Consider the following 12,390-nt stretch of genomic DNA (forward strand, 5'->3'; position numbering starts at 1 on the left):
ATGTTCGGAAAAGTCATCGGACGTAGGCTGATCTTCTCCGCCTTCATCCTCCTCGCAGTCTCCCTCCTCGTCTTCGGCGCCACGTTGCTGCTGCCCGGCGACGCGGCTCGAGCCATTCTCGGCCAGCAGGCCACCCCGGAGCGCATCGCCGCCCTCAATGAGCAGTTGGGTCTCAACCAGCCTGCCTGGCAGCGGTACTTCTCCTGGCTGGGTGGACTCTTCGTCGGCGACTTCGGCACCTCGACGGCCAGCGGCGGTTCCGTGGCGCAGCTTCTCGGCGAGCGAGTCGGAAACTCGTTCATCCTCATGGCCGCAGCCGCCATCATCTCAGTGCCTCTGGGCATCGGCTTGGGCGTCTACCAAGCGCTGCACCGTGGTGGCCGACGTGATCAGGCCATGACGGGCCTCAGCCTCGTCTTCGCGGCCATGCCGGAGTTCGTCATCGGCATCGGCCTCATCGCGATCTTCGCGACTTCCGTCTTCCAGATTCTGCCGGCCGTGACCCTGGCTCCGCCGGGCGAACCCGTGTGGGGTCGACCCGAGCAGCTCATCCTGCCTACCCTGACCCTCATCCTCGTCGTCACGCCCTACATTGTGCGGATGATGCGCGCGACGATGATCGAAGTCCTCGACTCCGGTTTTGTGGAGATGGCCCGACTCAAAGGCGTACCCGAGACACGTGTCATCATGCGCCATGCTGTGCCCCACGCGCTGGGACCGGTTGCGCAGGTCGTGGCGATCCAGCTGGCGTGGTTGGCCGGCGGCGTGGTCGTCGTCGAGTTCCTGTTCCGCTATCCCGGTCTGGGCCAAGCGCTCATCGATGCGGTGACCTACCGTGATGTGCAGGTCGTGCAGGCGATCTCCATGCTTGTGGCCGCTGTCTACGTCGTGGTGAACCTGGCGGCCGATGTCGTCGGCATCCTCACCAACCCGAAGCTGAGGAGTGCAGCATGAGCACGAACACGAATAGCCTCGACGACCTCAAATCCGCAGCGGTCGACGGTGGTGAGGTGCCCAAGGAATCACAGACCACCTACACGCCGTTCTTCAAGCGCGTGCTGGCACAGAAGCAGGGCAAGATCGGTCTGACACTGACCATCATCGTCCTGCTCCTGGCCTTCTGCGGACCGCTGCTGCTGCCCTGGGCCACCGGCAACACGGCAACCGAATTCGTCGCCAAACCCTTCAGCCCACATGGGCTCTTCGGTTCGGACAACCTCGGCCGCGATGTGCTCTCCCGGTTCTTCGCCGGTGGACTCACCCTCATCGTGTATTCGGTCCTTGCCACCGCGCTCGGCATGATTCTGGGCGCGATCATCGGCATGCTCGCAGCCTATGTGGGAGGGACCTTCGATGCGATCATCATGCGCCTCAACGATGTCATCCTCGCCGTCCCACAGCTGGTGTTCGCGCTGCTGGCCATCACCGTGCTGGGTCCACAAGGGTGGGTGCTGGTGACCGTCATCGGCGTCACCCACGCCCCACGCATCGCCCGCGTTGCACGTTCAGCAACTCTGGGCGTCATCACCGAGGACTACATCCTCGCCGCAGAGATGTATGCGATGCCGCGGTGGAAGGTGCTGCTGCGTGAGCTGCTGCCCAATATCACCGGGCCGCTGAGTGTTGAGGCCGGGCTGCGCCTGACCTACTCGATCGGCTACATCGCGTCTCTGTCGTTCTTGGGACTCGGCCTGCAGCCGCCCGCGGCTGACTGGGGCCTGATGATCAACGAGAACCGGATCGCGCTGAGCATCCAACCCTGGGGTGTGCTGCTGCCGGTGATCGCCATCGCGCTGCTCACCATCGGCACCAACCTGCTTGCGGACTCCTTCGCCAGGGCCACCGCATCGACGTCAGTGGAGGCATGATGACCACCGAGACAGCCACCGTCCATCATGATGATGCGAACCTTCCCAATGAGAAGATCGTTCTGCGTGTGACCGATCTGAAGATCGCGACGACTGCTGGTAATGAGATCCTCCACGGCGTGAACTTCGCGCTCAGCCGCGGCGAGATCCTCGGCCTCGTGGGGGAGTCGGGATCGGGTAAGACCACGGCCGGTCTGGCCTGCATGGGCCACTTCCGGGAAGGCCTGAAGTTCGCTTCCGGGTCCGTGAGCCTGTGGCCCCGCGGTGATGACACCGCCGTCGAGGTGGTCGAACTCGACGAGGTGGCCGTGCGGTCCCTGCGCGGGTCGCGGATCGCCTACATCCCCCAGGACCCTGCACTCTCGCTCAACCCAGCGATGCGTGTGGGCGAGCAGATCCGTGAGGTCCTCGACATCCACGAATTCGGCAACTCCGAGGCCGAACGCACCGAGCGGGTGGCCGCAGTTCTCGTCGATGTCGGACTGCCCGGTGACAAGGCATACCAGAAGCGGTGGCCGCACCAGCTCTCCGGCGGTCAGCAGCAGCGCATCGGCATCGCCATGGCCTTTGCCATGTACCCCGATGTGCTCATCCTCGACGAACCCACGACCGGTCTCGACGTGTCCACGCAGGCCGTCGTCCTCGATACGATTCGGCAGATGACTGTGGCGAACAATGTCGCCGGTCTCTACATCACCCACGACCTTGCGGTGATCAAGGACATCTCCGACCGGGTGGCCGTGATGCTGCGTGGTGACCTCGTCGAAGAGGGCCCGGTGACCGCAGTGCTTGAGAACCCTCAGCACGAGTACACGAAGATGCTCATGTCCGCCGTGCCGGACCTTGCCGGTCGCAAGACCATCGGCGAAGGTGCGGCAGCGGAACCAGAGCCCGAGCCCAAGGCCACACACATCCTCGTAGTGGCAGGGCCGTCAAAGTCGGAGTCGTCTGAGGGCACAGCGGACTCTGCGGAGGGCACAGCCACCTCGGCGAACGCACCATTGCTGCAGACCACGGACGTGGCGCTCGCCTACGGGAAGGCGCAGATCCTCAACGGCATCAGCCTCACCTTGGAACCCGGCGACTGCACTCTGCTGTTGGGCGAGTCAGGGTCGGGTAAGACGACTCTGTCGCGCTGCATCGCCGGACTCAACGACGACTACTCCGGTGCAGTGCGTCTGCGCGGGACGGAGCTCGCGAAGTCGACGCGCAAGCGCACGAACGAACAGCGTGTGGGCATCCAGTACGTGTTCCAGTCGCCGTTCTCCTCGCTCAATCCCAGGCGTTCGATCGGGCAGTCGCTGACGGTGCCGTTGGAGATGAGCGGTGAGGGAACGGCGGCAAGTCGGAAGGCGCAGGTCGAAGAGGCCTTGGACGCTGTGCGTCTGGGCCGGTCGTTCTATCATCGTCGGCCGGGCGACCTCTCCGGCGGTGAGCGGCAGAGGGCTGCGATCGCCAGAGCGCTGGTCAACCAGCCGTCGGTTCTCGTCTGCGATGAGATCACCTCGGCACTCGACGTCAGTGTGCAAGCTTCGATCGTCGGCCTGTTGCGGACTCTGCGCGAGGAGCACCACCTGGCGATGCTCTTCGTCACGCACAACATTGCGCTCTCACGTCACATCGCCGACAACCTCGCGGTGCTCAACAAGGGAGTGATCGTCGATTACGGTCCGACCGGCTCGGTGCTGGAGAATCCCACGCACGAGTACACGCGGACGCTGATCGCGGACGTGCCGAAGTTCTGAAGCGTCTGTGAGCTGCGCGGCCTTCTGGCGTCGCAGCACAGTCCCAGTCGGATAGCTCATGTATGGACTAGGACAGCCCCTACCGCAGCTACACCGGACCACCGGTGTCCCGCACCCGGCTCAGATAACTGCGCCGGGTGCATGACGGGTCCGATCAGCGGCCGGTACGACGCGCTACCCGTCTTACGTACCCCGCGAGTCGAGTCGAGAAACGTCGATTGATCTCTGTCTGAAGTTCTGCGTTCCGCTGAGTGAGTGACTCCACTTCTGATGAGAGGGAGTCAACTTCTGACGACAGGGAGTCAACCTTCTTTGTGAGCGTGCCCAACGTCGTCCGATTCTTGCGCTCTGATGTGAACTGCTTGAGGTACGCCCTTTCAGCTTTCCCTAGTTTACGGCGAAGGTCGAACTCATCCGTATCAAGGATCTGCGACCTAGCCACCAGAGAGTCCGCGACTGACCGGAAGGCATACCTTTGTACACTGGCGTTCGTATTAAGCACATGGGCGCCTAACGCCTCATGTATGTAGTTGTACGTGGACATCAGATAGGCCGTGTACTTGGGGTTATCTTCGGGCGCCGAACTTGCCTGATCGAGGATCTGGAATGTTTGTTCAGCATTCCACTTATCGAACGGAAGCACGCGCTCCGTGTGTCCTATTGCCTCGTAGAAATGGGGCAGTTTGTCATTCCACTCCAGAGCGACAGTAGGAATGCCAAACGAGTAGGAGATGATCGAGGAATGCATTCGTATGGATGCAATTTTTGATCGGGTCGCGATCGCCTGGACAACCTCTCGGGTCGTTTGCGGGAGGATGATTTGCTCATCTGAGAGACCGTGTTTCTTGGCGAAGAATCGCAAAGTATTGTTGTCTCCCAAGCTCCCATTCGTATACAGCTTGGGGGTCATGCCGTGGGATTCTGCGAGAGTGACAAGGTTGGCCAGGTACGACATTTCCTGCGAGAGTCCCCAGTCACGCTGGTTAGCTCTGAACAATCCGCCGCGGACTACATTGATCCCGATCGTGCCATCGGGAACGACGTCAGTCATTCCATAGACAAACTTGGTCCAAGTTGCCGGATCCGCAACCTGTCGCACCTCGAATGTTGCGTCCTTGGCTACTTCTTGGAAAAGAGGTAGATTCTCGCGAATAGACAGAGCTCGGACACAGTTCTTGTTCACGATCTTGGCTATAGCGTCGACTCGACTATCGTCGGCACCCATGTTGTTCAAGCCCATCGAGGAGAACACCACGGGAATCCCACGCTCGTCGGCTGCGGCGGTGATCCGGTCCATATACTCGTAGAATCCAAGATATGACTGGCCGAAGAGCCCACCGCCGCAAAAGAAGATGGCATCACAGCGTTCGAGTTGAGATTTTTCGAAGCCCTTCAGCGACAGCGGAACGAGCTCATAGTCGTCGGAGCTAAGGCCATAGTTCTCCAGAGCAACTTCGAGCAACGCGAGAAAACTGGTGCCAATGAGGTTGTCGCCGAAATTGTCGTCGACATAGGACACTGTTGCAATTCGTAGTGACGAGGCCATGTGTTGGACACCTTCAAGTTATCTGCTAATGAGAAGCGAGGGATTCTAGACGAGCTGCGAGCGAGTCTAACTGATCAGTGGACTAGAGAGTATGAACAGGGCACCGGCAACGGATCCAACCCAAACCAAGACACACCTACCTCATCGAACCGCTTCAGTGAGCGGACTCAATCCGCGTGTCAGCCGCTCGTGATTCCTGGCGCACCGTCAAACAGTCCGACGTCGGGCTTGCGAGGTGACCCTCAATGGCGTTTGAAGGCAACGACCATCTAATTGAAGTCCGAGCTTTAGTCGACCAAGTGCAACCTGAATCAGTGGAGTTTCACGAAGTGTCCGCGCGCCGTTTCGACTCCGGGCCGGTCGGCGAGGGCGGAGAGACCTCGATCGAAGTCCAGATCAGAAAAGGTTCAGAAGGTTTTGGTGTTCGCTTGAAAGCCACGGCAGAAGTGGCAGTCGCCGAGGCCGTCGTCAGCGTAGCCGGCAAGTATTCTGTGTCCGAAGGGGCCGACCCCAGCAGTCGGTCGATCAAACAGTTCGTCAACGAAGTTGCTGTCATGACCGTGTTGCCCTATCTCCGTGAGGGAATGGCCACGATCACTGCGAAAGTGTTCGGAACGGCGCTGTATATTCCGATCATTCCGCGGGGCAATATTGCCGTGGAGCTGGACCATGAGGGCGTTGCGAAAGACGTCGCTCAGGCGTAGTCGGGTCAGCCGAACGTCGATCCACCCCGGCGCCGGTCATTACGGTGAAGCCGCTGCGGTGATCTGGGCTGAGATGCCAGCTGACCGCCGAGCACTCAGGTCACCTTCTGCGGGAAGCCCTGACCGCACCTGCCAAGTCACCCGCGAACTCCTGCCGGGTGAGCTGGGTGAGCCGGCCGATTGCCCTGATCAGACCGTCGGATCCGCGGTAGCCGAATCACCGCTTTCGAGCCCTGTGTTCGGCAGTGTCCACGATCGCCTATCGTCGACCTCGGAAGCGACGCGATCAGAGCACGCGCACAGGTCCTTGCGCCCGAGGACCGGGTGAGTACGAGGTGGAGCACGGGTTCGTTATGGATGAAAGGACAGTCAGACATTTCACCAACGAAGTCCGTGTGATGACAGTGTTGCCATATCTGTGTGAAAGCGTGGCCACGATTACGGTGGAGGTATTCGGCTCGTCTGTACATCTGCCGATCATTCCACGCGGTGAGATCGCCATCGACCTCGCTCATCACGGTATGGGCGAACGTGCTCAATCTTCTCTGGAGCCCCTGCCCACGAAACGTGGCTGGCCCGGCGGAGGCTTTCTACGAGCCAACGCGGGATTATGGTCGCGGCCGATGCGCAGTCTCTGGGTGTGAATGCGCCACAGCTGTAATCATTCGGTCTCGGAGTCGCCGCCGGAATGGCGGTCGTCCGCGGTGCTGTTGTGTGGCAAAAGCTCTCCACGACGGACCTTCGGTTCAAGGCCCGGCAGCACGCTGCAGCGATCGCGCGGCGAAGATGAGTACCTCCGGCGCCGCCGCCGCGGGCGCGGCCACGGATTCAAAGACTTTCGAGGTGATAGCGCGAGCCGGCTTCGCAATGAACGGGCTGCTCCGCGTGCTGATCGGCGCTACCTCGATCCGCGTCGCGAGCGGCCACAGTGGGAGGCCGAGCCAGGCCAGCGTCATGACCGATATCGCCAACGTGCCCGAGGGGTTCATCGTGCTCTGGGCGGCGTTTTTGGCTTTCGCAGCGCTGGGAGTTTGGCAAGCGTTAGAGGTCGTGTTCGGTCACCGGTACCGGACCACACGCCACCGCGTTGTTCAAAAAGGGGGTTCGATCCGCCTGACCGTCATCTATATCGCTCTCGCGGTTGCCACTGCGATGTTCGCGCTTGGCGTGTCGGACAGCAGCAGAAGCCGCGCAAAAAATCAGACCTCAGCCTAGAACTGATGCAAACGCTTCAAGGACGTCTGATACTGGCTGCCGTCGTCGCAGTGATATTCCGCTTTGGTGTGTTCTTCGTCGTCAAAGGCATTCGGCGCGGCCATCGGAAGAACCTGGACACCATCGACGGAGGGTTCGGGCGGACAGCCGTCGTCCTCGGCGCCATCGGTTATATAGCCAAAGGCGCAATCGTCTGTTTCGCCGGAGTGCTAGTGGCCTATTCCGCGCTTGCCTTCGTTCCGAGGAAGGCTGAAGGCATCGGTGCCGTATTCCAAACCATGCGCCAGCAACAATTCGGCCCCGAATTGCTGAACGCAGCGGGCGTCGGGCTCATCAGCTATGGCCTCTTCCTGGCCTGTCGAGCGAAAATCGGGACGATGGCAAACGACTATTGACCTGTCATCATGACGCCGTCGGAACGCCCTTCGTATAGCCAGCGGGATGGCCCGCAAGGCCACTCACATTCTCGTCTCCACGGGTGGGCCGAAGGACGCGACCGAATCTGCAGGAGCGCAGGGTCGAGCGCATTCTGCCGACGGCACAGCCGCCTCGGCGAATGCACCGCTGCTGCAGACCACGGATGTGGTGCTGGCTTACGGGAAGGCCCAGATCCTCGACGGGATCAGCCTCACTCCGGAACCCGGTGACTGCACGCTGCTTTTGGGCGAGTCAGGGTCGGGTAAGACGACCTTGTCGCGCTGCATCGCCGGCCTCAACGATGACTACTCCGGCACCGTGGCACTGCGCGGAACGGAGCTGGCGAAGTCGACGAGGAAGCGGACAAACGAACAGCGAGTCGGCATCCAGTACGTCTTCCAGTCACCGTTCTCCTCACTCAACCCGCGCAGGTCCATCGGCCAGTCACTGACCGTGTCGTTGGAGATGAGCGGTGAGGGCACCGCAGCGACCCGGAAGGCGCAGGTCGAAGAGGCCTTGAACTCGGTGCGGTTGGGTCGCAGCTTCTACCATCGCCGCCCGGGCGACCTGTCCGGTGGTGAGAGGCAAAGAGCCGCGATCGCCCGCGCACTGGTTAACCAGCCATCGGTGTTGGTCTGTGACGAGATCACCTCGGCACTCGACGTGAGTGTGCAGGCCTCAATCATTGGGCTGCTGCGCACACTGCGAAAGGAACACCAGCTGGCGATGCTCTTCGTGACGCACACTATTGCGCTCTCACGCCATATCGCTGACAACCTTGCAGTGCTCAACAAGGGCTCGATCGTCGATTACGGCCCCACCGCCGAGGTGCTGGAGAACCCGAAGCACGAATACACCCGCATGCTCATCGCCGACGTGCCGAAGTTCTGAGGGGGCTGCTTGGTCTAGCCAATAATCGGCGACGAGTACAGACGAACAGCCTGCGGCATCAGCATTGGGAGCGTTCCGTCAGGTCCTCCAGATGCAGAGCGGCAAGCGGCTGTAAAGTTCATGCCGCAAGCCAACATTTTCCGGTAGAAGTATGAGAAGTACTGTCGATAGTTCGCGGGCCTGCTTTGTGAGTTTCGTCGGACTCTGGATGAGTGGACCGCCAGCCCTTAATGTATTTCCAAGCAGGCGTGGTGCGCAAGAGTGCAGAAACCTCACTGATAAACTTAAGAAGTGATTTTTAATCGGATTCGAGTGCGTAGTTTAGGGGCTGGGGAATGCGTGTTTCTGCACAACAGCCTGCGGGGCGTCAGCGGAACGCGGTGGTCGATGTCTTTGCCTTGCACGCATCGCGATCGCCTTCGGACTCCTTGTTCGAGGTAGGTTTGAATGCTTGATTCTGAGACCGGTCACTTTCTGCCTGACCACCACTATCTAATTCGGCATACTCTCAGCGACCAGGCGGGTGGGGGGATGCAGGCGATGCTTCGGCGAGCAAGCGCTTTCGCCGACTACTATGGCATGCCTGTCGACTTGCTCACGTATGGATTTCAGCCGGAACTGACCTACTTCGAAGCGTCTCTTCGTGAATCTGGAAGATTAGCTCCGGAGGTACGCGTGCAAAATTTGTGGAACATCCTGTCGGAAATCACTCGAGAACCATCCGCTGAGCTATTTCAAGAGTGGCACGGAGGCAAGCCTTTAGGGCAGCCGAGCGGAAGTTCAGAGCCTAACGGAGTCATGGACAGCGGTCTTCAGCGTATGACGCAGTGTTGCGGAGACTCTGAGGAAATCGAATCCATCGACTACCGCCGAGAGGACGGAACTCGATTTGTCAGCGATATTCGGATGGAAGAGGGGTCGGCACTCCGAAGGAAGGTAGCGCTTTTAGCTCCCGACCAGCACATCCTGAAATCGTGGAACAACGTGACGGATATGTTTGCATGGCTCTTGACGAAAGGATTGGGGCGAGAGAATTCCGTCATAGTGGTCGACCACCCGGCTATGGCCAATTCGATTGCTCGGAACGGCTATATTGCTCCAAACAGTGTCCTCATAAAGTGCTACCACAGTAACCATTCGGCCGCACAGTCGGACGTCGGGTTCGGGGTCCTTTCGAAACGGCACATGGTGTCGATGGAACGAGCTGATGTGTTCGATGCCAACGTCTTCCCGTCGTCGGGCCAGATTGATGCCGTTGCAGATCTGATAGGTGAGTCCTCAAACTTGTGGTCCATCGGGAACATTATCGAGCCGGCGGTTGGTGCTTCGTCAGAAGAGGAGCATCGAAAAGACACGGGTGTTGTCATTAGTCGACTTGTCCGCGAGAAGAACGTAGATCACGCAATCGATGCCGTCCTCATGGCCAACTCTGAGCGATCGGCGAACGAGGCACCCACCATGTTGTCGATTTTCGGAACTGGCACTGACCAGTCGAGGCTGGAGGGCCTCATCGACGAACACGACGTAGGCGATCAGATCAAACTTCTCGGGTACACAAATGACGTCTATGACGAGTTCAAACAAGCATCATTCTCGATACTTCCTACAAACCAAGAGGCCTTTGGACTGTCCATCGTTGAAAGTATGGCGTGTGGTTGCATACCGATTGTCTACGATGTCCCCTACGGGCCGGGAGAGATCATCACGGACAGAGTCGATGGGTTCTTGGTGCCTTTCGGAGATATTCGTGCGATTGCAGACTGCGTGCGAACACTGCGAACGATGAGCGACCTGGATTTAGAGAAGATGCGGGACGCCGCGAGGAACCGAGCGAGCGACTACGGCAGTCGGGAGATTGCTCAAGCGTGGGCCCGCGTGATTGACGTCACACGGAACCGCAAAGACAGCACAGCGAAGTCCGCAATAGCCCAGCGGGAGCTTCAGATAGCGTCTATCACTCCACTTGATGGTCCAAATGGCCCGTCAGCGGCGACCCCATCGCTTGACGTCGAGTTGTGTGTCGATTCACGGATCAAATCTGCCGACCTGCCAGGTGTAAAAGTGTTCTTGTCCTTTCGTGGCAGGGGGAGCACTTTGCGTATCCGCGTCCCAGGCTTCCTACGAATAAGGCGACACGGTTTCCTACGCCGACAGCAAACATTGGTCATGAAGTTTCCCATACCGACTTCGCAATTAAACCGTGCGCCGCGAGAGATCATGGACACCTTTGTGCGTATCAATGATGGGGTAACAGTCCGCGAATTTCGTCTCAAAGCGGCGGGAGTTGACTTGGCGGCGTTCAAATTGCCTGCTGTGCTAGATGCTTATGAGACTAAAGGCGGATACCTCAGCCTTCGTAAGCCGATTCGTAGGGACTTTTGAGCTGACTAGACTCTCAAGCGTCAACTATTGGTACTGGCCCTTCTGGGGAATCGGCCCTTCCGGGAGGACGTCCTCAGCGAGGGGCCGCGATCGACAGCAGGGTTCCGGGCGCGAGCGTGAGGTCGTAGGCCTCGAGCTGCTCGGATTTGAGCCGGCTGCCTGTGGCGAATTGTGGATCGAGGCTGATGGCGACCAGATCGTTGTTGGACAGCAGGATTGCATTGGGGCTGACGACTTCCAGTAGCGATTCGATTTCTTCCTCCAGGCTGCGGACCGTCATGTCGATTCCTGCGACCCCGTAGAACTCGCCGGATATCTCCAAGGGGGCGGTAAAGGTGAACGCGAACTGGTCTGTGCACATGTAATCGACGAAGGGGCCGGTCATATGCGGACGCCCCGTGGTTGCAGGCACCCGGTACCATTCGATGTCCTCGAGTCCGGCTTGATATGTGCCGAGCTCGGTCAGATCGGCGTCAAGAGGCAGTGGCTCCACACGACTGTTCTCGCGCTGCGTCACCCACCACAGCAGGGACCGAGATCGGGCAAGCACCGTGGGGTGGACGCTGACGATGCCCGCGCCAGCGAATTTGCGTGTGGAGTCGAGCACGTCGAAAACGACTTCCTCCATCTGTGCTTGAAGTGACCGGGAATCGGTGGATATCGCGTCGATTGCAACGGTCGAAATTCTCTCAATCGTCTCTGGAACTCGAGCATGCCAAGCGGTGATGACATCAATCAACCTTGTGATCTCAGGTGTTTCAGCGATTGTTCTCACGTTCGTGCCTTTGTGCGTCATTGCGTCTGGACAACAGCCATCTCAGTGAGATGGTAACAGCTTCCCCACGGGCCGCGATCGCGGCGTCCGTGTGTCCTGAGATCATCTCATCGAGCATTGTCCCATTGAGAGCGAAGATCGAACTGCGGAGGTCGGTGTCGTCCAACCCGATCCACAGGAGTGCCCCGAAATCATTCTGAATTCGGATCTGTTCGTGCACCAGACGAACCGATTGGGACTCACCTGCCAAGCGAAGATCCAAACCACCTTGAACCGACCGAGCTTCGGCGCCGTCAGCGGGATCTGCACGCAGAAATGTCTCGCGCACGGCGCCCAGATTCTGCTCGAGGCCCATGGCGGAAATCGTCCGCAGCACACCATCGACGATCGTTCGGTAATAGGTGGCCAGATCGGTGATCTCTGCGCGAGAGAGCGCGGCGATACGTCGCTCCAGCAAGGCCTGTGCGTGACTGGAATCGACCGCGACGAAGCTGCCGCCACCCCGCCCTTGCTTGGTGTAGAGCAGATCAGTGGCACGCAGATGTTGGAGTGCTTCTCTGACGGTGACGAGTGAGACTCGAAACCGCGATGCCAGAGCCGACTCCCCGGGAAGTCGATCGCCTGGGGCGAGAACTCCCGTCGCAATGGCGTCTTCAAGCCGTTGTCGGATCCTGGAAACCAGCGCCTTCTCTCCGATCGGGGCGTAGATGGCCGCAGTGACCGAAGAATGTGAACGGCTATCTTCCATATGCCCATTATCCGAGTGGATACTGAGAAAACCTTGAAACATATGGTTTCATGTGTTTATATGATTTACGACACAGACAATTGGCTTGAGGAGCGCACC

11 protein-coding genes are annotated in these 12,390 nt (G+C 59.4%); 8 read left to right on the forward strand and 3 right to left on the reverse strand.

Annotated elements, in window-relative coordinates:
* From HU144_RS07895 to HU144_RS07905, 3 genes are read left to right on the forward strand one after another with little or no spacing between them, the layout of a single operon-like run.
* Positions 1 to 954, forward strand: a complete 954-nt coding sequence (locus HU144_RS07895; protein ID WP_235350883.1) for an ABC transporter permease — start codon at positions 1 to 3, stop codon at positions 952 to 954.
* Positions 951 to 1,868, forward strand: a complete 918-nt coding sequence (locus HU144_RS07900) for an ABC transporter permease (protein WP_198396709.1) — start codon at positions 951 to 953, stop codon at positions 1,866 to 1,868. The genes HU144_RS07895 and HU144_RS07900 overlap by 4 nt, the downstream gene beginning before the upstream one ends.
* Complete coding sequence (locus tag HU144_RS07905; RefSeq protein WP_235350884.1) at positions 1,868 to 3,613, forward strand: ABC transporter ATP-binding protein; 1,746 nt, start codon at positions 1,868 to 1,870, stop codon at positions 3,611 to 3,613. Before HU144_RS07900 ends, HU144_RS07905 begins: the two co-directional genes overlap by 1 nt.
* A 154-nt stretch (positions 3,614 to 3,767) precedes the next feature.
* On the opposite strand, the gene HU144_RS07910 is transcribed toward HU144_RS07905, so the two are convergent.
* Positions 3,768 to 5,159, reverse strand: a complete 1,392-nt coding sequence (locus HU144_RS07910) for a polysaccharide pyruvyl transferase family protein (protein ID WP_235350885.1) — start codon at positions 5,157 to 5,159, stop codon at positions 3,768 to 3,770.
* 245 nt (positions 5,160 to 5,404) lie between these two features.
* Here HU144_RS07910 and HU144_RS07915 point away from each other — a divergent pair, with 245 nt between their 5' ends.
* The 5 genes from HU144_RS07915 to HU144_RS07935 all read left to right on the forward strand — a co-directional run bounded on the left by HU144_RS07915 (position 5,405) and on the right by HU144_RS07935 (position 10,768).
* A complete protein-coding gene (locus HU144_RS07915; RefSeq protein WP_235350886.1) occupies positions 5,405 to 5,863 on the forward strand; it encodes a hypothetical protein in 459 nt (152 codons plus the stop codon).
* A gap of 714 nt (positions 5,864 to 6,577) precedes the next feature.
* Positions 6,578 to 7,078, forward strand: a complete 501-nt coding sequence (locus HU144_RS07920; protein ID WP_235350887.1) for a DUF1206 domain-containing protein — start codon at positions 6,578 to 6,580, stop codon at positions 7,076 to 7,078.
* Between the two features lie 5 nt (positions 7,079 to 7,083).
* Positions 7,084 to 7,473, forward strand: a complete 390-nt coding sequence (locus HU144_RS07925; RefSeq protein ID WP_235350888.1) for a DUF1206 domain-containing protein — start codon at positions 7,084 to 7,086, stop codon at positions 7,471 to 7,473.
* 46 nt (positions 7,474 to 7,519) lie between these two features.
* Positions 7,520 to 8,386: an ABC transporter ATP-binding protein gene (locus HU144_RS07930; RefSeq protein ID WP_328284280.1), complete on the forward strand. Its 867-nt coding sequence runs from the start codon at positions 7,520 to 7,522 to the stop codon at positions 8,384 to 8,386.
* Positions 8,387 to 8,833: 447 nt separating this feature from the next.
* On the forward strand, positions 8,834 to 10,768 hold the full coding sequence (locus tag HU144_RS07935) for a glycosyltransferase (RefSeq protein ID WP_235350889.1): 1,935 nt from the start codon (positions 8,834 to 8,836) through the stop codon (positions 10,766 to 10,768).
* Between the two features lie 73 nt (positions 10,769 to 10,841).
* Here HU144_RS07935 and HU144_RS07940 read toward each other — a convergent pair whose 3' ends face one another.
* The gene (locus HU144_RS07940) at positions 10,842 to 11,396 is read right to left on the reverse strand and encodes a cache domain-containing protein (RefSeq protein ID WP_235350890.1); all 555 of its coding nucleotides are present in this window, start codon (positions 11,394 to 11,396) and stop codon (positions 10,842 to 10,844) included.
* A gap of 130 nt (positions 11,397 to 11,526) precedes the next feature.
* Positions 11,527 to 12,291 (reverse strand): winged helix-turn-helix domain-containing protein, encoded by a 765-nt coding sequence (locus HU144_RS07945; RefSeq protein ID WP_235350891.1) that lies wholly within the window; start codon positions 12,289 to 12,291, stop codon positions 11,527 to 11,529.
* Positions 12,292 to 12,390 lie beyond the last annotated feature (99 nt).

Source organism: Brevibacterium sp. UCMA 11752 (assembly GCF_021532235.1).
Taxonomy (GTDB): domain Bacteria; phylum Actinomycetota; class Actinomycetes; order Actinomycetales; family Brevibacteriaceae; genus Brevibacterium; species Brevibacterium antiquum.

Excerpts from the sequence above, each read along its gene's own strand:
- HU144_RS07930 (WP_328284280.1), top strand. The coding sequence starts at position 7,520 with ATGGCCCGCAAGGCCACTCACATTCTCGTCTCCACGGGTGGGCCGAAG.
- HU144_RS07945 (WP_235350891.1), bottom strand. The coding sequence starts at position 12,291 with ATGGAAGATAGCCGTTCACATTCTTCGGTCACTGCGGCCATCTACGCC.
- HU144_RS07940 (WP_235350890.1), bottom strand. The coding sequence starts at position 11,396 with ATGGAGGAAGTCGTTTTCGACGTGCTCGACTCCACACGCAAATTCGCT.
- HU144_RS07935 (WP_235350889.1), top strand. The coding sequence starts at position 8,834 with ATGCTTGATTCTGAGACCGGTCACTTTCTGCCTGACCACCACTATCTA.
- HU144_RS07915 (WP_235350886.1), top strand. The coding sequence starts at position 5,405 with ATGGCGTTTGAAGGCAACGACCATCTAATTGAAGTCCGAGCTTTAGTC.
- HU144_RS07925 (WP_235350888.1), top strand. The coding sequence starts at position 7,084 with ATGCAAACGCTTCAAGGACGTCTGATACTGGCTGCCGTCGTCGCAGTG.
- HU144_RS07895 (WP_235350883.1), top strand. The coding sequence starts at position 1 with ATGTTCGGAAAAGTCATCGGACGTAGGCTGATCTTCTCCGCCTTCATC.
- HU144_RS07905 (WP_235350884.1), top strand. The coding sequence starts at position 1,868 with ATGACCACCGAGACAGCCACCGTCCATCATGATGATGCGAACCTTCCC.
- HU144_RS07910 (WP_235350885.1), bottom strand. The coding sequence starts at position 5,159 with ATGGCCTCGTCACTACGAATTGCAACAGTGTCCTATGTCGACGACAAT.
- HU144_RS07900 (WP_198396709.1), top strand. The coding sequence starts at position 951 with ATGAGCACGAACACGAATAGCCTCGACGACCTCAAATCCGCAGCGGTC.